Source organism: Acidimicrobiia bacterium, from assembly GCA_029210695.1.
Classification (GTDB): Bacteria; Actinomycetota; Acidimicrobiia; order Spongiisociales; family JAHEDJ01; genus JAHEDJ01.
The window spans coordinates 16,487-41,318 of sequence record JARGFH010000003.1 but is presented as its reverse complement, the minus strand read 5'-3'; the positions used below and the strand labels follow the sequence as shown (position 1 = coordinate 41,318).

At 63.0% G+C, this 24,832-nt stretch carries 24 protein-coding genes; 17 read left to right on the top strand and 7 right to left on the bottom strand.

Annotation, left to right across the window (positions count from 1 at the left end; all coding sequences use genetic code 11):
* Positions 1–16: 16 nt before the first annotated feature.
* Positions 17–649 carry a hypothetical protein gene (locus P1T08_01560; protein ID MDF1594772.1) on the top strand — a complete coding sequence of 211 codons (633 nt, stop codon included), beginning with the start codon at positions 17–19 and terminating at the stop codon, positions 647–649.
* Here the strand turns inward: P1T08_01560 and P1T08_01555 are convergent.
* Positions 616–1,389, bottom strand: a complete 774-nt coding sequence (locus tag P1T08_01555) for a DUF547 domain-containing protein (GenBank protein MDF1594771.1) — start codon at positions 1,387–1,389, stop codon at positions 616–618. The genes P1T08_01560 and P1T08_01555 overlap by 34 nt on opposite strands.
* Positions 1,390–1,573: 184 nt before the next feature.
* On the opposite strand from P1T08_01555, the gene P1T08_01550 reads away from it, so the two are divergent.
* From P1T08_01550 to P1T08_01515, 8 genes are all read left to right on the top strand, one after another.
* On the top strand, positions 1,574–2,458 hold the full coding sequence (locus tag P1T08_01550; protein MDF1594770.1) for a phosphoribosylaminoimidazolesuccinocarboxamide synthase: 885 nt from the start codon (positions 1,574–1,576) through the stop codon (positions 2,456–2,458).
* A complete protein-coding gene (gene purS / locus P1T08_01545) occupies positions 2,455–2,715 on the top strand; it encodes a phosphoribosylformylglycinamidine synthase subunit PurS (GenBank protein MDF1594769.1) in 261 nt (86 codons plus the stop codon). The genes P1T08_01550 and purS overlap by 4 nt, the downstream gene beginning before the upstream one ends.
* Positions 2,712–3,413 (top strand): phosphoribosylformylglycinamidine synthase I, encoded by a 702-nt coding sequence (gene purQ / locus P1T08_01540; GenBank protein ID MDF1594768.1) that lies wholly within the window; start codon positions 2,712–2,714, stop codon positions 3,411–3,413. Before purS ends, purQ begins: the two co-directional genes overlap by 4 nt.
* A complete protein-coding gene (purL, locus tag P1T08_01535) occupies positions 3,406–5,631 on the top strand; it encodes a phosphoribosylformylglycinamidine synthase subunit PurL (GenBank protein ID MDF1594767.1) in 2,226 nt (741 codons plus the stop codon). The genes purQ and purL overlap by 8 nt, the downstream gene beginning before the upstream one ends.
* Before the next feature lie 38 nt (positions 5,632–5,669).
* Positions 5,670–7,088: an amidophosphoribosyltransferase gene (gene purF, locus P1T08_01530; protein ID MDF1594766.1), complete on the top strand. Its 1,419-nt coding sequence runs from the start codon at positions 5,670–5,672 to the stop codon at positions 7,086–7,088.
* Positions 7,088–8,104, top strand: a complete 1,017-nt coding sequence (purM, locus tag P1T08_01525) for a phosphoribosylformylglycinamidine cyclo-ligase (protein MDF1594765.1) — start codon at positions 7,088–7,090, stop codon at positions 8,102–8,104. The genes purF and purM overlap by 1 nt, the downstream gene beginning before the upstream one ends.
* 86 nt (positions 8,105–8,190) lie before the next feature.
* Entirely contained in the window at positions 8,191–9,135 is a 945-nt protein-coding gene (locus P1T08_01520) for a hypothetical protein (protein MDF1594764.1), read from the top strand.
* Positions 9,132–9,638: a PaaI family thioesterase gene (locus P1T08_01515; protein MDF1594763.1), complete on the top strand. Its 507-nt coding sequence runs from the start codon at positions 9,132–9,134 to the stop codon at positions 9,636–9,638. Before P1T08_01520 ends, P1T08_01515 begins: the two co-directional genes overlap by 4 nt.
* A 92-nt stretch (positions 9,639–9,730) precedes the next feature.
* On the opposite strand, the gene P1T08_01510 is transcribed toward P1T08_01515, so the two are convergent.
* Together P1T08_01510 and P1T08_01505 are read right to left on the bottom strand one after the other, a co-directional pair.
* Positions 9,731–9,943, bottom strand: coding sequence for a YdeI/OmpD-associated family protein (locus tag P1T08_01510; protein ID MDF1594762.1), 213 nt, complete (start codon positions 9,941–9,943; stop codon positions 9,731–9,733).
* Between the two features lie 185 nt (positions 9,944–10,128).
* The gene (locus tag P1T08_01505; protein MDF1594761.1) at positions 10,129–10,470 is read right to left on the bottom strand and encodes an SH3 domain-containing protein; all 342 of its coding nucleotides are present in this window, start codon (positions 10,468–10,470) and stop codon (positions 10,129–10,131) included.
* 149 nt (positions 10,471–10,619) lie between these two features.
* Between P1T08_01505 and P1T08_01500 the strand changes: the two genes are divergently transcribed.
* Positions 10,620–11,906, top strand: coding sequence for an aminotransferase class III-fold pyridoxal phosphate-dependent enzyme (locus tag P1T08_01500; GenBank protein ID MDF1594760.1), 1,287 nt, complete (start codon positions 10,620–10,622; stop codon positions 11,904–11,906).
* A 162-nt stretch (positions 11,907–12,068) separates the two neighbouring features.
* Here P1T08_01500 and lnt read toward each other — a convergent pair whose 3' ends face one another.
* Positions 12,069–13,544: an apolipoprotein N-acyltransferase gene (lnt, locus tag P1T08_01495; protein MDF1594759.1), complete on the bottom strand. Its 1,476-nt coding sequence runs from the start codon at positions 13,542–13,544 to the stop codon at positions 12,069–12,071.
* Between the two features lie 71 nt (positions 13,545–13,615).
* Between lnt and P1T08_01490 the strand changes: the two genes are divergently transcribed.
* Together P1T08_01490 and P1T08_01485 are read left to right on the top strand one after the other, a co-directional pair.
* The gene (locus P1T08_01490; GenBank protein ID MDF1594758.1) at positions 13,616–14,416 is read left to right on the top strand and encodes an inositol monophosphatase family protein; all 801 of its coding nucleotides are present in this window, start codon (positions 13,616–13,618) and stop codon (positions 14,414–14,416) included.
* A 28-nt stretch (positions 14,417–14,444) separates the two neighbouring features.
* Positions 14,445–16,025 (top strand): amidohydrolase, encoded by a 1,581-nt coding sequence (locus P1T08_01485; protein ID MDF1594757.1) that lies wholly within the window; start codon positions 14,445–14,447, stop codon positions 16,023–16,025.
* Here P1T08_01485 and P1T08_01480 read toward each other — a convergent pair.
* Both P1T08_01480 and P1T08_01475 read right to left on the bottom strand, forming a co-directional pair.
* Positions 16,011–17,111 (bottom strand): CapA family protein, encoded by a 1,101-nt coding sequence (locus P1T08_01480; GenBank protein ID MDF1594756.1) that lies wholly within the window; start codon positions 17,109–17,111, stop codon positions 16,011–16,013. The genes P1T08_01485 and P1T08_01480 overlap by 15 nt on opposite strands.
* Before the next feature lie 207 nt (positions 17,112–17,318).
* Positions 17,319–17,684, bottom strand: coding sequence for a VOC family protein (locus P1T08_01475; GenBank protein ID MDF1594755.1), 366 nt, complete (start codon positions 17,682–17,684; stop codon positions 17,319–17,321).
* A gap of 104 nt (positions 17,685–17,788) precedes the next feature.
* Here P1T08_01475 and P1T08_01470 point away from each other — a divergent pair, with 104 nt between their 5' ends.
* Positions 17,789–18,529, top strand: a complete 741-nt coding sequence (locus P1T08_01470) for a sulfite exporter TauE/SafE family protein (protein ID MDF1594754.1) — start codon at positions 17,789–17,791, stop codon at positions 18,527–18,529.
* 113 nt (positions 18,530–18,642) lie between these two features.
* Here the strand turns inward: P1T08_01470 and P1T08_01465 are convergent, their stop codons facing one another.
* Positions 18,643–19,410 carry an SDR family oxidoreductase gene (locus P1T08_01465; protein ID MDF1594753.1) on the bottom strand — a complete coding sequence of 256 codons (768 nt, stop codon included), beginning with the start codon at positions 19,408–19,410 and terminating at the stop codon, positions 18,643–18,645.
* A gap of 36 nt (positions 19,411–19,446) precedes the next feature.
* Between P1T08_01465 and P1T08_01460 the strand changes: the two genes are divergently transcribed.
* The 4 genes from P1T08_01460 to P1T08_01445 all read left to right on the top strand — a co-directional run bounded on the left by P1T08_01460 (position 19,447) and on the right by P1T08_01445 (position 24,812).
* Complete coding sequence (locus P1T08_01460; protein MDF1594752.1) at positions 19,447–21,405, top strand: Zn-dependent oligopeptidase; 1,959 nt, start codon at positions 19,447–19,449, stop codon at positions 21,403–21,405.
* A 691-nt stretch (positions 21,406–22,096) separates the two neighbouring features.
* On the top strand, positions 22,097–22,396 hold the full coding sequence (locus P1T08_01455; protein MDF1594751.1) for a metal-sensitive transcriptional regulator: 300 nt from the start codon (positions 22,097–22,099) through the stop codon (positions 22,394–22,396).
* Complete coding sequence (locus P1T08_01450) at positions 22,393–22,602, top strand: cation transporter (GenBank protein ID MDF1594750.1); 210 nt, start codon at positions 22,393–22,395, stop codon at positions 22,600–22,602. The genes P1T08_01455 and P1T08_01450 overlap by 4 nt, the downstream gene beginning before the upstream one ends.
* Positions 22,603–22,646: 44 nt before the next feature.
* The gene (locus P1T08_01445; GenBank protein ID MDF1594749.1) at positions 22,647–24,812 is read left to right on the top strand and encodes a heavy metal translocating P-type ATPase; all 2,166 of its coding nucleotides are present in this window, start codon (positions 22,647–22,649) and stop codon (positions 24,810–24,812) included.
* The last annotated feature ends 20 nt before the right edge of the window (positions 24,813–24,832 follow it).

Sequence of the window (24,832 nt, the reverse complement as noted above, 5' to 3'; positions counted from 1 at the left end):
CCGGTACCCTCTGCTGGTGGCCCTCGAACAAGCCCTTCTGCGCTCCCTCCGCTGGCTGATGCTGGGGCTGGCGATCTCACCTTTCCTGCTCCTCCTTCCACAGCCGGAATCCGGGTCCCTGCTCACCTGGTCCACGCTCCATGTGGCAATGATCGTGCTGCTCGGATTCGCGACGATGATCGACCTGTCCCGCTATGTGGATCAGCCAATGTTCACGTCGATTCGCGGCGATCGCCTCCGCCGTTTCACGACTGCCGGATCGCTCGTGGCTCTGGACACCGGTGTCGTGGCGCTCGTCACGCTCGCAACGTCGGCGGCGCTTCGACTCGATCCATCGCTGCAGTTCCTTCAGCTTCTGTCGACTCTCGACATCGCCTGGTCGGTGGCGGCACTGTACTTCGGGGTTCGGTGGTTGACGGGTGAGTGGCCGGCGCGCCTGAGCGCGGGAGTTCTCTCAGTCATCTGCATCTGGTCGATCTGGAACTACCTCCGCATCGTCGGATTCTCCGACGAGGGGGGATGGCTCATCGACGGCAGCGCTCTCGTGCGGTGGGTGCTCCCTTTCGACGCGATGGCCGCGCTACTCGCTCTCGGTTCACTGGGCGCCGCGGTCCGTCAGCCGATCGCGCAGCGCAGTCCCCAGTCATAGGGTTGGAAATCGATCCGGGGCGACGTCACGGTGAAGACGCTCGCAGTTTCCTCGTTGAGCCACGGCCGGAGAGCCACCGCCACTCGCTTTGGCGAAGCTGGGAGCCAGGTGGGCATCCGGCCGGGGCGAACGAAGTCGGCTCCGTACCAGAGAAACACGCGGGACAGCAGGAGCACACCTTCGGAAGCGGATGCACCTCCCGACGAGAGGAAATGCCGCATCTGATCTTCGAGTTGCCGATCGAGGTGATCACCGTCGTAGGGTTCGCCCCGGAGGGTCGGGCAGGACACCGATCCGCAGACGATCGCCGAGTGAATTCGGGGGTCTCCGAAACGCCGGATCTTGGCATGTTCGATGGCGTCGAGGGAAAGGTGTTCGCCGGCGACGGCAACGAACGGTCCGTCAAAGGCGCCGGGCACCCGCAGTACCGATTCCTCACCTGATGTAACCGCGTCGGCCGCCAGCCGGAGTGCCCCTGCGTTGTAGAGGTTCAGCCAGAAGGCCAGTGCTTCATTGCTCGAGAGCTCATTTGGATCGACGGCGGCGAGGCCATCTATGTAGTGATCGAGTGCAGGCCGCAATCCTCCGAGGGCAGCCATCTTGCCCCGCGCCAGCGCCTCGAGCGGTGGCGACAAGGCTGAGTGATCGAAACGGCCGGTTCCGGCAGGGCGTGGTCGTGCGACGGTCAGCTGGTTGCGAAGCATCGACCAGGCGACTCGGATGGGGTTGGGGCCGTTCACAGCCCTCAACAACCGGCCGACCGGACCGATTGTTCCGTTTCTCGGCAATACAATGAATCACCACGGTCCACAGCATTGCCGAGAAAGTGCATAGAGGTTTCTGCGCAATGCACTGAATCGCCACAATCCACAGCATTGCGGAGAAAATACTGTGATGCCCGTGCGGCCGCTACCATCCCGCCGCGTGCCGGCATTGAAACACCTTGCCTCAGGCAAGGTCCGTGAAATCTACGAGATCGATGGGGAGCGGTTGCTGTTTGTGGCGACCGACCGAATCTCCGCCTACGACGTGATTCTCCCGGATCCGATTCCAGACAAGGGCCGCGTCCTCACCGGGCTCTCGCTGCACTGGTTCGGACTCCTCGAGACCCCCAACCACCTGCTGACGACGGACCTATCAGACATCGGGCCATTGACAGACCTCGAACGCAACGATCTCGCCGGTCGGGCCATGGTGGTCAGGCGGGCGGACGTCATCCCGGTCGAGTGTGTCGTACGCGGCTACCTCTACGGGTCGTCTTGGCGGGAGTACCGAGACGGCGGCGGACCGACGACCGAGCATCTGCCGGCCGGACTGGACATGGCCGACGAACTCTCCGAACCGATCTTCACGCCAGCCACCAAAGCCGCCTCGGGCCACGACGAAAACCTCACGGAAGCCGGCGCACGGCAACTGCTCGGTGACGACCTCTATGAGCGACTCAAGCGAACTTCGATCGACGTGTACCTGACGGCCGCCCGCTACGCGGCCGAACGCGGCGTGATCCTTGCAGATACAAAGTTCGAATTCGGATGGTCTAACGGCGAGTTGTTGCTCATCGATGAGGTCCTCACCCCCGACTCCTCCCGCTATTGGCCCCGGGACCGGTGGAACCCCGGCACCGTGGTGCCCTCCTATGACAAGCAGTTCGTTCGCGATTGGCTCGATTCGGTCGGATGGGACCATACGCCACCGGCACCGCGCCTCCCGGCGGACGTCATCACAGAAACAAGAGCCAAGTACACCGACGCATTCGAGAGAATCACCGGCCGTCCATTCGATACCTACCTGCTGGAGATGGGGAGATGAAAGCGACCGTCCATGTGACAAGGCGCTCCGATATCGCCGACCCCCAGGGGGCGGCGGTGCTGCGCGGCCTTCGTGATCTGGGGTTTTCTGAGGTTGCTTCCGTGCGAATCGACAAAGTGATCACCCTCGTGGTCGAAACGGCCGACGCCGATCGGGCCACGGCCGATATCGAGTCCATGTGTGAACAGCTCCTCGCCAACCCGGTAATGGAGGACTACGAGATCCGACTTCTCGGGGAGGACGGCAACGGGGCATGACGGTCGCCGTGACTGTGTTCCCGGGTAGCAACTGCGAGCAGGACGTCGTATTCGCACTCAACGATCTCGGAGTTGAAGCCGAACTGGTGTGGCACCGGGAGAAGGACCTCTCCGGGTTCAGTGGAGTTGTTCTCCCCGGTGGATTCGCCCACGGTGACTACCTTCGCACAGGAGCCATCGCACGTTTCTCACCGGTGATGGCCGAGGTCCGCCGATTGGCCGGCGACGGAGCACCGGTGCTGGGCATCTGCAACGGGTTCCAGATTCTGACCGAAGCCGGCCTTCTTCCCGGCGTACTCCTCGCCAATCGCGACCTCCGGTTCATCTGCAGGCCGGTGCACATTCGAGTCGAGTCGACTACGTCGATCTTGACCCGCTCCGCCCGGGTCGGAGACGTCCTCGAGATCCCCCTGAACTCATACGAGGGCAACTACACGATGGATCCGGCCAACCCCAGCGGCCGGGTCGTTCTGACCTATTCGGACGCGAACGGGACGGTATCCGAAGCGGCCAATCCCAACGGTTCGGCCGACAACGTCGCCGGCATCGCCGACCGCGCCGGAAACGTGGCAGGACTGATGCCCCACCCGGAACGGGCCATCGAGACGCTGCTCGGCTCAACAGACGGCCGGGTACTGCTCGAGTCATTTGGCGCCTCGGTTTGGGAGTTCGCAGCAGGAAAACCGGCGCATGTCTGACGCACGTCCCCTCCATCGGGATTTGGGAATGACCGACTCCGAATTCTCGAGCGTCGTCGGCCTGCTCGGAAGAGACCCGCGCCTCGCAGAACTGGCCATGTACTCGGTGATGTGGTCGGAGCATTGTTCCTATAAGTCGTCGCGACCCCATCTGAGCCGTTTCCCAACGGAAGCCCCGTGGGTTGTGGTCGGCCCCGGTGAGAATGCCGGCGTGGTCGATCTAGGAGATGGCTGGCTGGCTGCCCTCCGGATCGAAAGCCACAACCACCCCTCATTCGTCGAGCCCTACCAGGGGGCGGCCACCGGTGTCGGAGGCATCCTGCGCGACGTTTTCACGATGGGAGCCAGGCCAATCGCTCTGTGGGACCAGATCCGGTTCGGCCACATCGACGAACCCCGCAACCGGTACCTCTTCTCGGGTGTCGTGGCGGGCATCGCCGGATACGGCAACGCAGTCGGTGTTCCAACGGTAGGCGGGGAAGTTGCCTTCGAGGATTGCTACGACGGCAACCCTCTCGTGAACGTCATGTGCCTCGGAATCCTCCGGAGGGAACAACTCGTACTCGGAACGGCCGGCGAGGCCGGGACGATCGCCGTGTTGCTGGGCGCCTCGACCGGTCGGGACGGCATCGGCGGCGCCTCCGTGTTGGCGTCGGCGAGCTTCGCGGAAGACAGCAGTGGCAAGCGCCCATCGGTTCAGGTCGGAGATCCCTTTCAAGAGAAGAAACTGATCGAGGCATGTCTGGAGCTATACAAAGACAACCTCGTAGTGGGAATCCAGGACCTCGGAGCGGCCGGTCTGTCGTGCTCGACCTCGGAACCAGCCGCCCGGGCAGGCATGGGGATGGAAGTCGACCTGAATCGAGTCCATGTCCGCGAGCACGACATGACGCCGGCCGAGTTGCTCATGTCCGAGTCGCAAGAGCGAATGATGGCTTTCGTGCACCCAGACCAACTCGACGATGTGATGGCGGTTGCCGGAAAGTGGGAGATCGACGCTTCCATCGTCGGAGAGGTGAAGTCTGGTGGCATGTTGCGCGTATTCAAGGACGGAGATCTCGTCGCCGAGGTTCCGGCCGCCTCACTCAGCGAGGATGCCCCCACCTACGATCGCCCGTTTGGTGAACCCGGCTGGCAAGCCGATCTGTGGAGCGACACCATCGAGTTCGTTCAGTCCCCCGACATCAGAGAGAGCCTCCTGACCATCCTCGATGATCCCTCGATCGGCGATCCCTCCTGGGTATATGAGCAGTACGACCACATGCTGTTTCTCAACACCGTCGTGGGACCAGGCGACAACGGAACCCTGCTACGTATCAAGGGAACGTCCAAGGGCCTGGCGGTCTCAACAGACGGAAACGGCCGCCTGTGCTATCTCGATCCGCGCCGCGGTGCTGCCCGACTCGTGTACGAATCGGCCCTCAACGTGGCGATGGTTGGCGCCCGGCCACTAGCCGTGGTCGACAACCTCAACTTCGGAAACCCGGAGAAGCCCGACGTCATGTGGCAATTCGTCGAAACGGTCGAAGGAATCTCACAGGCCTGTGAAGCGCTCGGTATTCCGGTCATCGGCGGCAACGTTTCGTTCTACAACGAGACCAACGGCGTGGACATCTTCCCGACTCCGGTAGTGGGCATGCTCGGCCTGGCCGACCCGATGCCCGCCGAGCCTCCCAGACTCGAAGCCGGCCGGGAGGGCATGGAAGTCTGGTTGATGGGATCGAATGCGGCGGTCAACCTCGCCGGCAGCGCCTTCGAGAGGATCATGCGACGTCATGTGGGTGGCCGTCCCGGCGAGCCCGATTCGCTCGAGGCAAACGCGATCATCAATCTCGCCCGCCATCTCGCCACAGAGGGAACGGCACCCGTGCTCCACGACCTCTCGGACGGTGGATTGGCCGTTGCGATTGCGGAGATCTGCATACGGTCCGGCCTCGGCGCCCGGATCCAATATGCGGATTGGCGAGCCCTGTTTTCCGAGGACCCCCACCGGTTCCTTGCCGTTGCCGACCCCGAAGCAGCCGGTTCCATCCGCGCGGCAGCCGCAGATTCCGGGGTAGTCGCACAAAGAATCGGATCATTGGGTGGGAAGACAATTGAGTTCTTTGGCGATGGGGACGTCGAGACCTCGATCGGCCTCGGCGAGGCGACGGAGGCGTGGCGGAACGCCATCCGCGGTCGAATGGAGCCCCAAACGGCAACGAGTACCGGGTCCTGAGTACCAAGCAACGAATGGGTCCTACACTCGGCGATAGCGTGGAATCGACCTTCGAAAGCACTCCCGGTGAAGAATGCGGTGTATTCGGCGTATACGCGCCCGGACAGGACGCCGCTCACATCATCTCCTTCGGGCTCTTTGCTCTGCAGCATCGCGGGCAGGAGAGCGCAGGCATTGCGGCCTCGGATGGTCAAACTACGACGGTGTTCAAAGACATGGGGCTCGTGTCACAGGTCTTCGATGAGACCAACCTCGCCGGCCTCCCCGGACACCTCGGAATCGGCCACACCCGGTATTCGACGAGCGGTTCTACGGTCTGGGAGAACGCTCAGCCGGCCTATCGCCAGGTCGAACACACGGGTATCGCCCTCGGTCACAACGGCAACCTGACCAACACCGTGGAGTTGGCGGCCAAACTCGGAGACGATTCCAGCACCACCGACTCGATGTTGATGCTGGACGCTATTGCAAGGGCAATCCAGGACGGAAGATCCGATGGGCGCCAGCTCGAACGAGCGCTCATGAGCGTCCTCCACCAACTCGAAGGTGCATTCTCGCTCGTGATCATGGATCAGGGGCATCTCGTCGGCGTTCGCGATCCGCACGGATACCGGCCGCTCTGCTTGGGTTCGCTCCCGGAGGGCGGCTGGGTCCTCGCCTCGGAGACTGCGGCCCTCGATCTGGTCGGCTCCACGTTCGTACGAGATATCGAAGCCGGTGAGATGGTCGTTATCGACGCCGGTGGCGTCCGCAGCTTCCAACCCTTCGACTCGGTCGACCCCCGTCTCTGCATATTCGAGTTCGTCTACTTCGCAAGACCGGACAGCAATCTCTACGGCCAGAGCGTCCACGGCGCTCGCCAACGGATGGGAAGGAAACTGGCAATCGAGTCACCAGTCGAGGCGGACGTTGTCGTCCCCGTGCCCGAGTCCGGCATTCCGGCCGCCCAGGGCTTTTCCGCCGGGAGCGGAATCCCCTATGCCGACGGTCTGGTTAAGAACCGTTATGTCGGCCGGACGTTCATTGAACCGACGCAGATGTTGCGGGACCGCGGCATCAGACTCAAGCTCAACCCGATCCCTGAGAACCTGGCCGGCAAGCGAATCGTGCTGGTCGACGACTCGATCGTTCGCGGGAGCACCACCCGCCAGCTTGTGAAGATGGTTCGGGAAGCGGGGGCGACGGAGGTCCACCTTCGCGTCTCTTCCCCACCATATCGGTGGCCGTGCTTCTACGGCATGGACACGTCCGATCGATCGCGACTGCTGGCCGCCCAGCTATCCGTTGATGAGATCAGGGAGTTCCTCGATGCCGATTCGCTCGCCTACCTCTCACTTGGCGGGTTGGAGGAATCGGCCGGTGGAACTGGTTTGGGTTTCTGCAACGCCTGCCTGAGTGGCAACTATCCCACTCCGGTTGCCGGCCTGAACGACAAGTTCGCACTGGAGCAACGCTGATGGCGACGTATCGGGAGGCGGGGGTCGACCTCGAGCAAGCCGAACGGTTTGTGGCCGGAATCTCCGAGTCCGTCACGGCGACCTGGGGACCAAACGTCGTGGGAGGTTTCGGCGGATTCGCGGCCGGAGTGACGATTCCGGCCGGATACACCAATCCGGTGTTGATGATGAGTACGGATGGGGTCGGGACCAAGCTCGAGGTCGCCCGCCGCACCCGCCGGTACGAAGGTGTAGGCCATGATCTGGTCGCCATGTGCGTCGATGATCTTGCCGCCGTCGGAGCCCGCCCCATTGCGTTCACCGACTACCTGGCGGTAGGGCGTATCGATTCGGACCGGGATCGCCTCATCGTGAGTTCGGTTGCGCACGCTTGTGTCCTGGCCGGCTGCGCACTCGTGGGCGGCGAAACCGCCGAACACCCGGGTATCGTCGATTCCGACCATGTCGATCTGGCCGGGGCGGCTCTTGGGGTCGTCGAGAGCGGAAAAGAGATCACCGGTACATCGGTCGCGGCCGGCGACACAATTATCGGGGTGGAGAGCCCGAACCTTCGCTCGAACGGATACTCACTGGTACGCAAGATCCTGGGGTCCCGGTCACTCGATGATCCGTTCCCGGGGGAAGACGGCTCGATCGGCGAGGTTCTCCTGTCGCCATCCGTCATCTATGCGCCGGCTGTTCTCGAGGCGGCAACCACCGGATTTGTGCGCGCCTTCGTTCATGTAACCGGAGGAGGGATCTCCGGCAATCTCCTCCGCGTCCTTCCGGAAGGTCTGTGCGCCGATATCGACATGAACTCGTGGGAACGGCCAAATGTGTTCGGGGTGGTCCAGGAGTGGGGAGGCATCTCAGAAGACGAGATGTTCCGGGTGTTCAATATGGGAATCGGCTATCTGGCCATCGTCGCTCCAGGTGAGGTCGAGGCCGTCGTCGCCGCCTTCGACGCCCACGGGCACTCGGCCCGTGCGGTCGGACGCGTCGGCCCGGGGCCAACGCAGGTCCGGTTGCGCAACTAGGCCGGCCACTCGAGGATCTCCACCCGGGAAGGTCAACTGCCGAACCGGCGAGCGAGATAGGCTGGTCCTAGCACCGAGAGGACAACGTGAGCTTCCGAATCGGCACTGCGCTGCTATCGCTGGCCCTGGTCGCTGCCGCTTGTAGCGGGGCGTCGAGCACGACGTCCACAACGAGCGGGCGGGCGGCGGCGACATCAACCACCGCCACGTCGGGGCACACGGACACGACGTCTCTGTCAACTACGACGTCGACCGTCGCTCCGACGACAACCACCACTACTGCCCCACTCCTCGACACCTTCCTCGTCGCCGGCAAGACCTGCATGCTCGGCTGGTCGGACGGACCTAGCGGCAACTGGTCCAATGAAGGCGTACCACCCGTGACCGGGGGTGAGGAATACCAGGTGGTGCGCCTCGACGAGCCGATCACGAACGCCTTCGGTACCGACCCCCAGCCTTGGTGCGAACCACTCGACCTGCTGAACGTCCAGTTCGATCCGCCGCTGGCCGGTGACTTCCAAGAACTCGACGCAATCGGGATTCAGACCTCGAGTGATGTCCGCCCGCATCCCATCGAGTTCCTATCCAACAGCAACGAGGCCTATGTGGAAGCGACCGCCAACCTGCTGGCCGGCAAGGTGGCGGCGGTGCCAATCATCAACAACACCCAGGTCATCCGTACTGATCTCGAGGGTGACGGAGTCATGGAGGTGATCGTGGCGGCCTCGACGGTGCCGGACGGCTTCATGGACACGGCCCCCGGCGCCTACTCGATCTTGTATCTCCGCAAGATCATCGAGGGGGACATACAGACGGCGATTCTCGGTGAGAGCATCATCACCTCGTTCGATGACCTCCCACAGAACATAATCATCTACGAAGTGGCGGCGGTGGCCGACCTCAACGGAGACGGCAAGATGGAGATCGTCGTCAACGGCCGGGTCTGGGAAGGAGCATTCCTCGAGGCCTGGGAGTACGTCAATGATGACGTCGGTCCGGTCAAGGTCCTCTCCTGTGGGTGCGGGCTGTGAGCGAATCTCCGGCTGGGGCGGCCCGGTTCGATGTGGCTCAGGCCATACAGGACTTCTATCCGGACGACGTCGCCCACTGCTACGGGTGCGGGAAACTCAACGACGCCGGCCACAAGATCAAGACCCGTCTCGATGGCGATCACACTGTGACCGACTACACCCCGGAGCCATATCACACCGCGGTTCCCGGGATCGCCTATGGGGGGTTGATCGCCTCGATCATCGACTGTCACTCAACTGGATCCGCCGCCATTTTCGCGATGCGGACAGCAGGCCGGCAGGTGGGTGACGAGGCATCGCCGCGGTTCGTCACGGCGCACCTCGGTGTTGACTACCTGGCTCCTACCCCCCTGGGTCCAATGCACCTCGTCGGAGCTGAAGTGGAATCCAAAGGTCGCAAGGTCGTCGTGGACACCGAGTTGTCGGTCGGTGGGACGGTCACGGCCAAGGGTCACGCCGTGCTCATCGAGCTGCCGGAAGGACTGCCGGGGTTCACGTCCTGACCACCCCCGGTTCGCAACTCCCGGTCCTCGAACAGCCACCCGTCGTTGGTTTATGCATGAGACGCAGGAGTTGTGGTCGGGGAACTTCTGCCTCAGCTCTTCCGGCTGGGCGGATGCTCCATCCCCATGTACGAACCGCCCGCATCGAGTTCGTCAAGCATCTGGTCAATTCGCTTGTGGCGAGTCTCAGGCCGCTTGGCGCGTCCTATCCAGGCGAGATAATCGTTGCGCTGGTAGAAGGGCCGCGCTCGATAGGAATCGAGTAATCCCCGCTGATCGAGTTCCACCAGGAGATCATCGGGCATAGGTTGTTCCGGCCGTCTCGCCACACTCCGATCGTACACCCGACCCGGTGTACACATGGCCCATCTCAAACGACTTCGCAGGATTCAGATTGCCCGCGGTGCTGCCGCTAAGGCGAACGTAAGCGGTATGTCTGCAATAGACCAGAACACTCCAGCGGCTTCCCGACCGGCGGGGGTCCCGGGATTTACCCGCCTCTCAAGCACCTATCAGGAACCCACCCGGCCCGGCCGTCATCACCCTCACACCAGGTCCACCCGGCTATTGACTCGGTTGCTCGGACCGAGTCGCCCACCCTCACCGTCAACTCTTGCGCGTCGTAGGACCGGGCCACAATCGCACTGGAGTCTCCCTCGAACATCAAGGCTTCCTCAGGCACCCAGCCCTCCTCACCTCCGCTGCCGATACACCACACGAATCCCGGCCAGGCGACATCGCGCCGGCCGACGGACACGTGTTCGCCGGGTGCCACCACGATCGGGTCGTCGTAGGTGGAGGTCCAGGCCTCGGTGACGATCAATCGTTGCATCCCACCAGTATCACCGCTCGCCACAGATCGGGCGGAAGGCTGCTGTGCCAGAATGGGAGGACGGCGGACCGTTCCCGCCCGTTGTGCGAGTCCCGTTGACCGGACCTTGTACTGCCGCATCCGGTTACTCGACCGAAAGGAGCCACCAAATGGGCGACCTCCTCCGCCGGCATGAGAGCTCAGTCGCTCCCATGCTGGCTTTCGACACCGACATCCACGCCGACCATGCCGAGGGACCGTGGGTGTATGACGCCGACGGCAACCGGTGGGCCGACTTCGCCTGTGGGACGGCGGTAGCCAATCTCGGTCACAACCATCCCGAGGTGATCGCCGCGGCCAAGGCACAACTCGACAAACTCGCCCATGCTGGATGCGTGTTCCGATACGACTCCATAGTCGAGCTGGCGGAACGCCTCCGGCGAATCACGCCAGGGGGAATCGAGAAATTCGGCTTTGCCAACTCGGGTGCCGAAGCGGTCGAAGCGGGGGTCAAGCTGGCTCGCTACTCCACGAAACGGCAAGGTGTCATCGCCTTCCGGGGTGCCTTCCACGGCCGCACGATGGGATCGGTTGCCTATACGACCTCCAATGCGAAGTACCGCGAGAATTACCATCCGATTCTCGGCTCGGTCTTCGTAACTGCTTTTCCGCACCCGTACCGGTGGGGAATGACGGAGGATGAAGCGACCGACCTTGCCCTCGATGAACTCGCCAAGAAGTTCAAGCACGAGGTCATGCCGCACAACATTGCCGCCTTCCTGATTGAACCGGTCCAGGGAGAAGGTGGTTACTACCCCGCCCCGCAACGGTTCCTCCAAGCTGTGAGGGACCTGGCGGACGAGCACGGAATCATGCTGGTCTTCGATGAAGTCCAGACCGGTTTCGGTCGCACCGCCAACTGGTTCGCCGCCGACCACTACGGGATCCGACCAGACGTACTCGTGATGGGAAAAGGAATCGCTAACGGACTGCCGTTGAGCTCATACGGCGCCGCCTCCGAGATCATCGACAAATGGCCGGTCGGTGCTCACGGCACGACCTTCGGTGGCAACCCCGTCGCCTGCGCGGCGGCCGCCAAGGTGATCGACGTGATGGAGCCGCTCCTGCCGCATGCCCGTGACCTCTCCAAACGAGCCTTCGAACGCTTCGACGACCTCAGAGCTCGCCACGACACGATCGGCGACGTGCGTGGGCTGGGGTTGATGATCGGCGTTGAGTTGGTGAGCGACCGGGCAACACGCACGCCTGATCCCGGGGCGATGGACTTCATCGCCTCCTACGGCGTCGCCCACGAGTTGATCGTGATCCCCTGCGGGCCGGACGGCAACATCATCCGGTTCATTCCGCCTCTGACTGCCACCCTGGATGAACTCGACGCGGCCATCGACGTGATCGATGGCGCTCTCGCCGCGTACGAAGGCGGTCCCGGTAACTGATCCATCGAAAGGGATCGACCGGTAACTAGTCAGTTGTGAAGCCGGTCAAAGGTCCGCGAGGAAGTGGACGGCAGATAGTTGCAGACGGTAGAACTTACTTGCCGCCGGCTTGTCCCTGGCGAGAACCTCAGGGTTCTCAGAGCCGGCTGGCGGAGGGCCACACTATGTGGCCCTCCGCTCATTCCGATTCGGCTCTAGCCTCGACCATACGAGGGAGACCACCAGGGCCGCCACCGCCAGGATCGAGACCCAGTCTCCCCACAAATTGACCAACGTTCTTCCGGACGATCGGAATCGCACGGTTTCACTGATGACCGCCTCCTCATAGAGGGGGGTGACTGCAGTGATCTCCCCCCCACCGGTGATAATGGCCGACTTCCCGGTGATGGCCGCCTGGACGAGATCGATACCGTTCTCGGCCGCGTGCATTCTCGTCATGTCGATCAGTTGATCGGCCGCCGGTCCTAGCCCGTAGCTGCGTTCGTTGGTTGTCACCACCATCAACCGGGCGCCGTCCCGGACGTGCTCCCGGGTATGCCGGGCGAACGAACCCTCGAAGGAGATCACTGATCCGATGGAACCGGGGCCGAGGTCGAATACAACGGGACCCGTCCCCCGCAACATGTCGCGTGGGACCCGATCGGTGGCGGGTATCAATCCAAAGACACTACGCCAAGGAACATACTCACCGAATGGGACGGGCTGCCGTTTGTTGTACTCACCGAGGTAGGCCCCGGTCGCGTCGAACAACATGTTGGCGTTGACGAAGTGATCGTCTCCAATCGGACGATCGCCACCAACCAGGAAGTACGCTCCAATGCGGGTGGCTTCGTCTGCGATCGAAGCCCCAACGGTCGGCTCCAGCAAGGGGTCGGTTGCGTATCCCGTTGCGCTCTCCCCCCACACGACGAGATCGGCCGACCCGGCAGGCAAGGTCTGCGTGAGTCGCAGATGGTTCTCGTAAATCGCCAGACGATCGCCTGCACAATGCTCGACGCACGGCGTGCTCCCCTGCACCACGGTCACCCGCAGCGACGGCCCATCGGCAACCGCCGGCCACAACGCCCCGGCGCTCAGGAGCACGACCCAAAGACTGAGGGGTGGAAGCATCCAGACGCGGCGAGCCCGCCCCTCGAAGATACCGACGGCGACGGCCGCCGTCATCACGATGACGACCGACCATCCGGAGGCGCCGATCAACGCCGCGGCCCCGCGCGCCGGTGCGTAGGGGGCCAGCGCGTAGCCGAGACCGCCCCATTGAAGGCCGCCGACCGGCATCCATCCGCGCAGAATCTCCATCAGCGCCCATCCACCCGCGATAGCCGCGGTCCATGACCACAAAGGGAGTCGACGCTGCCGGTAGACGAACCAACCCATTCCGGTCAGAAACAGGGACTCGGTGACGACGAGGGCGAGGAGTGCAATCGGCTCAGTTCTGCTGATCCACCACATGAGGAAGCCAAAGAAAGCGATGCCGTAGCCGGCGGCCGACAATGCTGCCACCAGCGCGGAAGGAGCCCTGCGCAGGGCCCACAGCAACAGGACCGCCGCCGGCAGGGCGAGGAACCCGAGGCCGAAAGGAGGAAAGGCAAGCACGGCCACGAGGGCCGCCAGAAGCGCAACTACGAACGACACCATGGCGCTCGATTGTATGGCACCGTCCGCCTCAGGCCACTATTCATGGGTTCCTTTGGCCTAGCCTCTGCGGTATGACATCTACTTCAGATCTCGACGTTGCAGTGCAGGCGGCGTTGTCCGGCGCGGAGGTGGTTCGCGATGGTTTCGGTGCCTCCATTCCCCCGGAGATGAAGGGCGCGGTCGATCCGGTGACGGAGACCGATCGCCAGTCCGAACACGCCATTCTGACGGTCATCCATGCCCACCGCCCGGACGACGGAGTGCTGGCGGAGGAGAGCGGTGGAAAGACGGGTGGGGCTGGACGCAGGTGGATCATCGACCCGCTCGATGGAACGGTCAACTTCGTTGCAGGGGTTCCACACGTCGGAGTCTCGGTCGGTCTGTGGGACGGGGCGGAGCCATTGGTGGGCGTGGTCGTCGACGTTATGCGTGACGACGTCTTCGCGGCCGACCGGGGACAAGGCGCTCTCCTGAATGGGAAGCCGATCAGGGTCACGGGTCGCACCGATCTCGGCTCGAGTGTGCTGGTTACCGGGTTCCCCTACGACCGGCAGGAACGCGCCGACCTATACACGGCGCCGGTGACAGATGCATTACGCGTTGCGCGAGGTGTGCGGCGGTTCGGGACTGCATCCCTCGACTTTGCCTGGGTGGCGGCAGGACGTCTGGACGGATATTGGGAGTTCGGCCTCAAGCCCTGGGATGTGGCAGCCGGAATCCTCCTCGTATCCGAAGCGGGCGGCCGGGTCACCAATGAAACTGGTGACGCCTCCCGGGTAGACGATCGCTTTGTCCTGGCCACCAATGGTGGCATCCACCGCGCTCTCCAGACAATGCTCGAACCGTCCATCAAGCGGGTACTTTCGTCTTGATGGCAACAACCAACCAACGGGCGGCTCGATGCGACGACGCCTGATCATCGCCGAATCAATCGTTACTCCGGATGGAGCGGGCGGCAACGCCGTGTTGGTACGGGACGGCCGGATTGAGGCAATCGGGTGGGCGGAGGACCTACGAGCATCGGGCCTCGTCGAGGAGCGCTACTCCGGAGGAGTGATCACCCCGGGCCTAGTCGATGCCCATTTCCACCCCTTGGGTTATACGACGGCCCTGATGAGGTTGAACCTCGACGACGCCGGCAGCATTGCGGATCTCATCGCCATGGTCGGTGAGGCGGCGTCACAACTCGAGCCGGGCCGCGCACTGGTCGGCACCCGGTTCGATGATCAGGCGATTGGGCGCTTCCCAACTCGAACCGACCTCGATGCAGTGGTCGGGGACCGGCCGGTGCTGCTCTACCGCTATTGCGGTCATGTGGCCGTTGCCAACACTGCCGCACTCGAATTGGCCGGAGTTACCGCGACCAGCCCCACCCCAATCGGGGGGATCATCGATCGGGACGCCGACGGAATCCCGACCGGAGTCCTGCGCGAGACGGCTATTGCCCTGGCAGCCGGTCCGGTTGGTGGGCGCACCGGCAATCTCACCCCCGACGAGTTCCTGACGGCCATGTACGGGCTTGCTTCGCTGGGGCTGACGTCGCTCGGGGCGATCATCGACCTGAGCGGGGACTTGTGGTGCGGGGTCGGCAACGAACTCGATCTCGTGACCGAAGTCGGCCCGGATCTGCCGCTGCGAATGTCGGTGCTTGCCATCACGGACGATCCGCAAGCCCTGGAATCGGCAGCCGGACGGCTCTCCAATGCCGGGCCCTGGGTTCGGTTTCTGGGCGTGAAGCAGTTCGCAGACGGAAGCTTCGGGGGGCATACGGCGGCGATGTACGAACCATTCGCCGATCACGACACCACCGGGACCATCCGGATAGACGCCGGCACCGAGCAAATGGCGCGGGCGGCCCTCGAGTTGGATGGCCGGGTCGCCGTGCATGCCATCGGCGACCGGGCCAACGCGGCCGTGCTCGACATGTACGAACGCTTGCTGGAGAGCGGAGCCGATCCGGAAGACTTGCGCATCGAGCATGTCTCCGTCATCACGGAGCGGGACGTCGAACGCATGGCCGAACTCGGAGCAACGGCAGTTGTTCAGCCGTCCTTCCTCATGTCGGAAGCAGGATGGCTGGAGAGCCGGGTCGGGAAAGAGCGGCTCGACCGCACCTATGCATTCCGGTCGCTCCTGAAGGAGGGTGTGCCCCTGGCCGGGAGTTCCGACTGCCCTGTGGAGCCTCCGTCTCCATGGTGGGGAATGGCAGCTGCCCGGGACCGAGCAGGGCTGACTCCTGCCGAACGCCTCACCGCCACTGAGTCCCTGGCTCTGTTCACCACCGGTGCGGCGAGGGCCACCGGCTCACCACGGCTCGAAGTGGGTGAACCTTGTGATCTGACCATCGTCGATCGCAATCCGGTGGAGGTTGACCCCGACCGGCTACGGGAAACAAAGGTTCTGGCGACCTGGATCGAAGGGGAACCGATTGCGTGGCCGGCCAGCCCGGTCGTTTGGGAAGCGAAGTCAGCGACAGACTGAGTCGCCGCCGGCGACCGTTGCCCTCCCTGCCGAATCGAACACCACATTGATCGAACGGCCATTCAGCGTGCCGAGGATTGTCGCTCGATCGGCGTCCGAGGCGATCTTCGGCCGCCCTTCGACGATCCGCACGGGTGTGGCGTGCAACTCGGTACCGTCATCCGTGGTCGTGAACCAAAATAGGGCCGTCTGCGTAGTGTCTTCCGAATAGGCCGACGGAAAGGCGAGATTGCCGGTCGAGTAGACCACCCAGGTTTCGGCGATGCGTTCAACGCCCTGTAGAACGTGAGGATGGCTTCCGATGATGAGATCGGCACCGGCACCCGCCCACTGCACGGCCAGTTCCCGCTGGTACGCCTCGGGGCATTCTGAGCGCTCTATGCCCCAGTGCACCATCACAACGACGAGGTCTGCCAGTTGCGCCGCCCTGGAAACAGTCGCGACGGATTCGTCGACGAACGGTTGATAGGCAGATGCCAAGCCCGGCCGGTTCTCGGTCGCCGTCCAGGAATCGGAGGGCAGCACCCGGGAGAACGAGACGACGGCTACCGACTCAGATCCGACCCTCGCCAGCGCGGGGGCATACGCCTCAGCTCGATTCAGGCCGGCTCCCGCATGGGCGACCCCGGCCGCGTCGAGCAAGTCGAGCGTCCGCGCGAGACCGTTGATCCCGGCGTCCATCGCATGGTTGTTGGCCAGTGCCACACCATCCACGCCGGCCGCCGCCAGTAGCTCGGCTGTCACCGGTGGTGAAATGAATACGTACTCCTTGTCGAGAGTGGTCCCAACGCCTTCTTCGGCGACGGCCGTCTCGAGATTGATCCAGAAGAGATCAGCCTCCGTTATCAACCCGGCGACGCCTGCAAACGGGTCGGCGTTCGCCAGTCCATGCGTGAAGGACGTATCCCCACCGAATGCGAGGGTGACAGTGGCGAGCGGAGGTGCCCCGATCGTGGTGGACGGCCGCACATCGGCGACAACGGTCGTGGTCGTCGGCGCGGTTGGTGGAACGAGCACTTCAACCGTCGCGACACCGGAACCACATCCTGCCAGCAGCAGGACAAAGGCAATCAACGATCGGGACATGACAACAGTCTGACCAGCCGCCCCTTCTGAACCAAGCGTTTGGCCAAAGAAAATCAACAGGTAGGGCAGAACCAGGGAGTCAGAGGCGTAAGTGCCGGCACCGTCGGGACTCGCACGGCAGGCCACCGCCGGCCGGTCGCCCAACGCCAAAGGCCGGACCGCTCACCTCCGCCGGCCAGGTGGCCCTGGAGGCGCACCGTTCCAGCCCTATGCAGAGCGCCCGTCGTATATGCAGAACTCGTTGCCCTGCGGATCGGCCATGACAATCCAGGCGGGAAATTCGCCCTCCTGATGTTCGCCGAGGCGCCGGCCTCCAAGCTCCTCGATCCTGGCTGCGAAATCAGCTCGATCGGGGACCTGGATATCGAGATGAAGGCGGTTCTTGACCTCCTTGGCTTCCGGGACGAGCTGAAAGGCGAGGTGAGGGCCTTCGCCGCTGAGGCGCCCGAGATACACGAAGTTGCCCGCTCGCTCGAGAACCTCGATGCCGAGGACTGCCGTCCAGAAATCGACCGCCTGATCGAGGTCGGTTGTGTCGTGCATGATCGCCGTGACGCGTACTTCTTCGCTCATGGCTCGATCATATGCCCTCATTTCCTACCGGTGCGACTCAAAGCACCGGTTCTCAACCCTCTAGACGGGCCCTGCTCACACCGGGCGCTCTAACATCCCCCGTCATGGATCCCCTCACGGCAGCGCTGTTGATTGCGGCCGGATTCGCGGCAGGCTTCGTCAATACCGTGGCCGGCGGTGGGTCGGTCATCACGATCCCCGTGCTCCTCGAAGCGCTCGGTGACGCAGGCATCGCCAACGGAACAAACCGGATCGCCATCCTGATGGCGCAAGTCGCAGCCGTTGCGGGTTTTCGTCGAGCGGGCAAACTCGACTGGAGAAAGGTCGTTCCACTCGTCCCGGCGACGGTGATCGGTGCCATCACGGGTGCGTGGATCGCAACGCGGCTCGACTCAGAGGCGATGACGAAGGTGTTCGCATTCGTCCTCGTGCTCGTAGCTGCGTCTGTGTTGATCAAGCCGTCACAGTGGCTCGGTGGACAGGAGAAGTCGATCCGCGAGCCCCTCAGAAGCTTGATCTTCTTCGGGGTTGGCTTTTACGGCGGGTTTGTGCAGGCGGGTGTCGGATTCCTGTTGCTGGCGGCCCTGGTCGTCGGAGGCGGATTGGATCTGGTGCGCGGTAATGCTGCCAAGGTCTTCTTGATCCTGGTCTACACGCCGGTAGCGCTGCTGCTGTTCGCCTCGGCCGCCCAGGTCAACTGGTCTTACGGGCTGGTCATGGGCATCGGCAACGTGAGCGGAGCCATCCTTGCCACCCGCCTAGCCGTCGCCAAGGGGGCAGGATGGATCCGATGGGTGATCATCGTGATGGCGGTGGTCGCCGCCACCCGAATGCTCTTCTTCTGAGTTTTCTCCGCAATGCAATGGACCGTGGCAATACACAGCATTGCCGAGAAACGGGAGATGGTTTTCTCCGCAATGCAATGGACCGTGGCAATACACAGCATTGCGGAGAAAACTCAGATGAGGCGGCCTTCCATGCCGCCGGAGACCGTCACGAGTTGACCCGTCACGTGTCCGGACAGACGATCAGACGCAAGCACGACCACCTGAGCTGCCACGTCCTCGGGAGTGGCGAGTTTCTTGAGGGCCATCGTCGAGGTGGCCCGCTCGAAGTGCCGCGGATCGATCCCGGCTGAGACCCGCCGGGGGGTGGCCGTCCAACCTGGAGCGACCGCGTTCACACGCACGCCCGGGCCGAGGTCAACCACCTCGTTCTTCAGCGAGGCCAGCAACCCGGAGCCGATCGCTCCCTTGGCAGCCGCGTAGTCCGAGTGCCCGGCTTCACCGAACGTGCCGGCAGTCGACCCGACTAGCACGAGGTTCCCGGCTCCCGTCTGCCGAACGTGACGAAGGAACCCGCGAGCGGTCAAGAACACCGACGTCAGGTTGGCGTCGAGCACCCTGTGCCAGCGCTCGAGCGACATCTCCCACAACGGCGTCGGGTCGGCCGGATAAGCTCCGGCGTTGGCAACGCACACATCCAGACCCCCTAGACCCGCGGCTGCAGCGGGAATCAACTCGGCCGACTGTTCCTCAACGGTCAGATCGGCAAACAACGCAATGCCGCCAACCTCGGCGCTGAGGACCTCGGCTTGTTCTCGCGAGGAGTGGTAGTGCACCGCCACGGCGGCTCCTTCGGAAGCGAAGGCCCTGACGACGGCGGCCCCGATACCTCCCGCGCCTCCGGTGACGAGTACGCGCTTGCCGCCCAAACCTGTATCCATGGCCTCACGGTAGCGAAGCCGCACTATCGTTTCGGCATGCCATTCGACTACACCTCCGCTACCGGGGCCTCCATTCATGCGACCGTCGACCGAGCCGTGTCCGGCGGCAACCAGCTGATCCAGGAGATCGTTGACCTCACCGGCGATCGCACGTTCGCCAACACCATGCAGCCGCTCGATTCCCTCGCCGTTCTCGTGGGTCATGCGTACGGTCGGGGACCGTTCCTCGGGAACGTCTCAACCGAGGAGGACATCCGTAATACCGCCCGGGAAGCCGAAGAGCGTCTGTCGAAGTGGCAGGTCGAACTCGAATTCCGACAGGACCTCTACGAGGCCGTCAGGGAGTTCTCCGAAACGGAAGAAGCCCGTCGACTCACGCCCCAGCAGCGTCGCTTTCTCGACTTCACGATGCGGGACTTTCGCCGGGCCGGGCACGAGCTGGGTGACGAGGCGCGAGCAGAGCTCAAGGATCATCAGGACCGGCTGGTCGAGCTCTCTGTGGCGTTCTCCAAGAACCTGGCCGAGTACGAGGATTACCTGATCGTCACGTCCGCGGATCTCGATGGGCTACCCGACGGCTACGCAGCCCAGCTCAAGCCTGGAGATGAGGAGGGAAGCCTCAAGATCTCGATGGACTATCCGGACGTCGTCCCATTCATGGAGAGCGCCAGGCGTCGAGACCTGCGTGAGCAACTGACGTTCAAGTTCAACACTCAGGCGGTCGAATCCAACCGGCCGATCCTCGAGGAAGCCGTTCGAATCAGGGAACGAATCGCCGCGATCTTCGACCAACCCTCATGGGCGCACCACAGCATGGAAGTCAAGATGGCGAAGCGCCCCGAGGCGGTGTTCGAGTTCTATGAGGGCCTCATCCCACCCCTGTCCGCAAAGGGCGGACAGGAACGAGCGACGATGACCGCCCTCCTGCAGAAAGACGGCTACGACGACACTTTGCGTGGATGGGACTATCGCTATTACGACACCCGGCTTCGCAAAGAGCGATACGGTGTTGATCCGAACGAGGTAGCGCAGTACTTCCCGATCGAGCAAGTCATCGAAGGCATGTTTGCGATCACCGGCGAGGTCTTCGGGCTCGACTACCAGCGGATCGAGTCGCCCGGTGCATGGCATAACGATGTCACCTTGTATCAGGTCCGGGATACGGCCTCCGGAGAGCTGATTGCCCACTTCTTCGCCGACTTGTTTCCGCGCCAGGGCAAGTACAGCCACGCGGCTGCCTTCCCGCTGGTGCCGGGCCATCTATCTGCCGGTGGGGGGTTCGAGACACCCGTCTCCGCTATCGTCGCCAATTTCACGAAACCGACCACCGGCAAGCCCTCGTTGCTACAGCACAACGAGGTTGTCACCCTGTTCCACGAATTCGGCCACATCCTCCACATGTCACTCACCAGGGCGGAATTCGTGCGATTCTCAGCTGCCAACACCGAGTGGGACTTCGTCGAGGCACCTTCACAAATCATGGAGAACTGGTGCTGGAACGCGGAGGTGCTGGGCCGGTTCGCCCGGCACTATCAGACGGGAGAACCGATTCCCACTCACCTGGTCGAGCAACTCGTCGCCGCCCGGGATCTCAACGTTGCGCTCACCACCCTCCGGCAGATCTCCTTCGGGTGGCTCGACATGGGTATGCACGGACCGCGAGACGATCGCGACCTCGATGCGATACTGACCGAATCGCAGGAGATCACGCTGTTTCCACCCCATGAAGACACGTTCTTCCCCTCGAGTTTCGGCCACCTCATGGGCGGCTACGACGCCGGCTACTACGGATACCTGTGGTCTGAGGTCTTCGGCGACGACATGTTCAGCAAGTTCTCTGAAGCAGGCGTCACCAACCCGGAGGTCGGCCGTTCATACCGGAAGGCCGTCCTAGAGCCGAATGGATCCAAGGATGCCGCAGAGCTCCTCCGTGACTTCCTCGGGCGAGAACCATCCAACGCCGCGTTTCTGGCGAAGCTGGGCATCAGCCGGTAGCCGGGCGAAATCCGGGCTTTCCCGGGAACCACGGCCCGCCCCCGAGCGTATAAGGGGCATGAGAACCCTCGTGTCGACACACACAAGAAGCCCCGGGGGGTTCTTACCGGATCTTCACCCGGCGTTAACGCTCCTGTGAGATTTGTCGCATACGATTTATTCATCCGGCAATGACATCGGGTACGTAGAACAGGGGAAATCGAATATACACTGGCGAGATAGTGGAAATAGATCTAACCTCGCCAGCGTTGTACGGGGAACATAGGCCTGAGGAGGCCCAACATGGCAGACAACACACTCAAAGGACGGCGTCTTCGAGGGGGAGTTCGTCCCTCAAAGACCTTCACAACCGGTCGTGTCTGCGCCGATTCGAACTGCGACACAAGGCTTTCGCAGTACAACCGGCGCGAGCACTGCTACGCCCATGCGCCCGTGAAATTCCCACGAGTCCGGGGCAGGATCGTTCCTGAAGGCACGTAGCAGCGAACAGGACGTCGTTTCGGAATCACTTGTTCCGACCTCATCCTGCGATTGCACAGATAACAAAGCTTGGCGCCCTCGGCACTCCCCACTTCCGCAGGCGCCATCTCGCCGAGGCCCCGGATACCCACCCTCCCCGGGGCCTTGGCCCATTCCTCACCAAACCCGACGGGGTCTTACCCCACCCCAGGTGGGGTGCTATAGTGCGGTCATGCAAGAAGTCCACAAGAAGGCCGCCCTCAATCGGCTCAAGACCGTACGGGGTCACCTCGATGGCGTGATCGGCATGGTGGACGACGATCGGTACTGCCCCGAGATAATGAAGCAGGTATCTGCCCTCCAGGGTTCGCTCGAGAAGGTCAACCGGATTCTTCTCCAGAACCATCTGGAGACGTGCGTCGCTCACGCGGTTGATGAGGGGAGAACGCTGGAAGTCGTCGACGAGCTGATGGAAGTCATGAAGTACACCGCGGCCGTTACCGGACCCGCTCCCAACCTGGAGGCACTATGACCACTCAAACCCTTTCCGTTCCCGACATTTCTTGCGGCCATTGCAAGATGTCCATAGAGGGCGCCCTCAATGACCTTGCCGGTGTAACGGTTGCTGAGGTTCACATCGAGCCCCGAACCGTCGACGTCACCTGGGATGACACAGCGCTGGAACTCGACGCCATCATCGGCGCCATCGAGGGTCAGGGCTACGAAGTCACCCGCTAGGGCGTGAACGTCGGCGGCGCCCGCCTATCCGAAGGTTGCCCACTATGTCAAAACCCCCAACCGCTACCGACACCCTGACGTTCGACGTTGAGGGAATGACGTGCGCATCGTGCGCGGTGCGTGTTGAACGCGTGCTCAATCGCCAGGAAGGCGTAGAGGCGGTGGTCAACTACGCAGGCGGTGAAGCCAGGGTCGACATCGCCGAAGCCGTCGATATCGAGGCGTTGCGGGCCGCGGTTTCCAAGATCGGCTACAAGATCAATCTCGTCAACGAAGATGATGAGCGGATCACTCAGGTTGAACGGTACTCGGAAGAGGAGCGCTTCCAGTGGCGCAACTTCCTGCTTGCCGCCCTTTTCACAGTCCCCGTCCTGGTCCTTGGCATGTTCGGCCCCGACGAACGCTGGAGCCACCTGCTCCAATGGGCGCTAGTGACCCCGGTGGAGTTCGTGTTCGGCTGGCAGTTCCACAAAGTCGCCGGGAAGCAGCTCCGCTCATTCGGAGCCAGCATGGACACACTGGTTTCGATCGGGACCCTCTCTGCCTACTTCTTCTCGATCTGGGCGATCTTCGCGGGCGAGGCGATCTTTTTCGAGACGGCCGGCGCCATCATCACCTTCATTCTCCTCGGTCGGTACTTCGAGGCCCGGGCCAAAGGAAGGGCTTCAGCCGCCGTTACCAAGCTCCTCGAGTTGGGGGCAAAAGAAGCCCGTTTGCTTCGGGACGGCGTCGAGGTCATGGTGCCTATCGAAGAGGTCCAGGCAGGCGATCTGATGGTGATCAAGCCGGGGGAAAAGATCCCGACGGACGGCGAGATCACCGAAGGAGCATCTTCGCTCGACGAGAGCATGCTCACCGGCGAGTCGATGCCGATCGACAAGACGATTGGCGACGAAGTCTTCGGTGCAACACTCAACCAGCAGGGCCGTATCACCGCACGCGCCACCAGGGTGGGGCAGGAGACAGCCCTGCAGCAGATCGTCAAGCTCGTCGCCGATGCACAGGCATCGAAAGCGCCCATCCAACAGCTCGCCGACCGGGTATCCGGGGTGTTCGTCCCCGTTGTCATCCTCATCGCCGTGGCAACCTTGGCGTTGTGGATGGGAATCGGCGGAGAGATCTCGCCGGCGGTTCGGGCGGCGGTGGCGGTGTTGATAATCGCCTGCCCGTGTGCTCTGGGACTCGCCACACCGACCGCGATCATGGTCGGCAGCGGGCGCGGTGCCGAACTCGGCGTCGTGTTCAAGGGGGCGGAGATCTTTGAACGAGCCAGGTCGATAGACACCGTGGTGTTCGACAAGACCGGAACCCTCACCCGCGGGCTCATGAGCCTCGCCAAAGTCGTCACCGACGAGGACACCAACCGGTTCCTCTATCTGGCCGGTTCGGTCGAGGGAGCTTCGGAGCACCCCATCGCTAGAGCCGTCGCGCTCGGCGCCGAGGAACGAGACATCGAACTCGGAACGGTTTCCGACTTCGAGAACTTCCCGGGGGGCGGCGTGGTTGGAACCGTAGACGGAATCCGCGTGACGGTCGGTACGGCCAAGTTCCTGGCCGACCAGGGCCACCAACTCCCCCAGCGTTACACCAACTCCCTCGAGCAGTCGGCGGACGAGGGGCACACGTCGTTCCTGGCAGGATGGGACGGCGAGGCAAGGGGTGCCCTGGCCGTTGCGGACGTCCTTCGTCCGACTGCGGCCCCCGCCGTACAACACCTTCGAGAGATGCACGTTGAAGTAGCCATGCTCACCGGCGACAACCAGAGAACGGCGGACTCGATTGCCCGCTCGGTAGGAATCGATCGGGTACTCGCTGAGGTTCTTCCGGGTGACAAGGCGGCTGAAGTCGCCAGACTGCAGGCCGACGGTCGGCGGGTTGCTTTCGTGGGTGATGGAATCAATGATGCACCTGCCCTCATCAGAGCCGACCTGGGCATGGCGGTGGGAACGGGGACCGACATAGCCATCGAAGCAGGCGACGTCATACTGATGTCCGGGGATCCGACGCTGGCCAACACCGCAATGGGGCTGGCCAGGGCGACGTTCCGAACCATCAAGCAGAACCTCTTCTGGGCTTTCTTCTATAACACCGCCATGATCCCGCTCGCCGCACTGGGGTTCCTCAACCCGATGTTCGCGGCGGCTGCCATGGCGTCATCCAGCGTGTCGGTGGTTTCAAACAGCCTTCGCCTGCGCCGTTTTGGTCGGTGACCGGTCACCTGCCCGGGCAC

What these genes read in the sequence shown, in the direction of transcription:
- P1T08_01465 (MDF1594753.1), bottom strand. Translation starts at nt 19,410, where the DNA reads ATGGATACAGGTTTGGGCGGCAAGCGCGTACTCGTCACCGGAGGCGCG.
- P1T08_01475 (MDF1594755.1), bottom strand. Translation starts at nt 17,684, where the DNA reads ATGAGCGAAGAAGTACGCGTCACGGCGATCATGCACGACACAACCGAC.
- P1T08_01510 (MDF1594762.1), bottom strand. Translation starts at nt 9,943, where the DNA reads ATGCCCGATGATCTCCTGGTGGAACTCGATCAGCGGGGATTACTCGAT.
- P1T08_01455 (MDF1594751.1), top strand. Translation starts at nt 22,097, where the DNA reads ATGCAAGAAGTCCACAAGAAGGCCGCCCTCAATCGGCTCAAGACCGTA.
- P1T08_01505 (MDF1594761.1), bottom strand. Translation starts at nt 10,470, where the DNA reads ATGCAACGATTGATCGTCACCGAGGCCTGGACCTCCACCTACGACGAC.
- purM (MDF1594765.1), top strand. Translation starts at nt 7,088, where the DNA reads ATGGCGACGTATCGGGAGGCGGGGGTCGACCTCGAGCAAGCCGAACGG.
- lnt (MDF1594759.1), bottom strand. Translation starts at nt 13,544, where the DNA reads ATGGTGTCGTTCGTAGTTGCGCTTCTGGCGGCCCTCGTGGCCGTGCTT.
- P1T08_01460 (MDF1594752.1), top strand. Translation starts at nt 19,447, where the DNA reads ATGCCATTCGACTACACCTCCGCTACCGGGGCCTCCATTCATGCGACC.
- P1T08_01500 (MDF1594760.1), top strand. Translation starts at nt 10,620, where the DNA reads ATGGGCGACCTCCTCCGCCGGCATGAGAGCTCAGTCGCTCCCATGCTG.
- P1T08_01450 (MDF1594750.1), top strand. Translation starts at nt 22,393, where the DNA reads ATGACCACTCAAACCCTTTCCGTTCCCGACATTTCTTGCGGCCATTGC.
- P1T08_01490 (MDF1594758.1), top strand. Translation starts at nt 13,616, where the DNA reads ATGACATCTACTTCAGATCTCGACGTTGCAGTGCAGGCGGCGTTGTCC.
- P1T08_01470 (MDF1594754.1), top strand. Translation starts at nt 17,789, where the DNA reads ATGGATCCCCTCACGGCAGCGCTGTTGATTGCGGCCGGATTCGCGGCA.
- purQ (MDF1594768.1), top strand. Translation starts at nt 2,712, where the DNA reads ATGACGGTCGCCGTGACTGTGTTCCCGGGTAGCAACTGCGAGCAGGAC.
- P1T08_01480 (MDF1594756.1), bottom strand. Translation starts at nt 17,111, where the DNA reads ATGTCCCGATCGTTGATTGCCTTTGTCCTGCTGCTGGCAGGATGTGGT.
- purS (MDF1594769.1), top strand. Translation starts at nt 2,455, where the DNA reads ATGAAAGCGACCGTCCATGTGACAAGGCGCTCCGATATCGCCGACCCC.
- P1T08_01485 (MDF1594757.1), top strand. Translation starts at nt 14,445, where the DNA reads ATGCGACGACGCCTGATCATCGCCGAATCAATCGTTACTCCGGATGGA.
- purL (MDF1594767.1), top strand. Translation starts at nt 3,406, where the DNA reads ATGTCTGACGCACGTCCCCTCCATCGGGATTTGGGAATGACCGACTCC.
- P1T08_01445 (MDF1594749.1), top strand. Translation starts at nt 22,647, where the DNA reads ATGTCAAAACCCCCAACCGCTACCGACACCCTGACGTTCGACGTTGAG.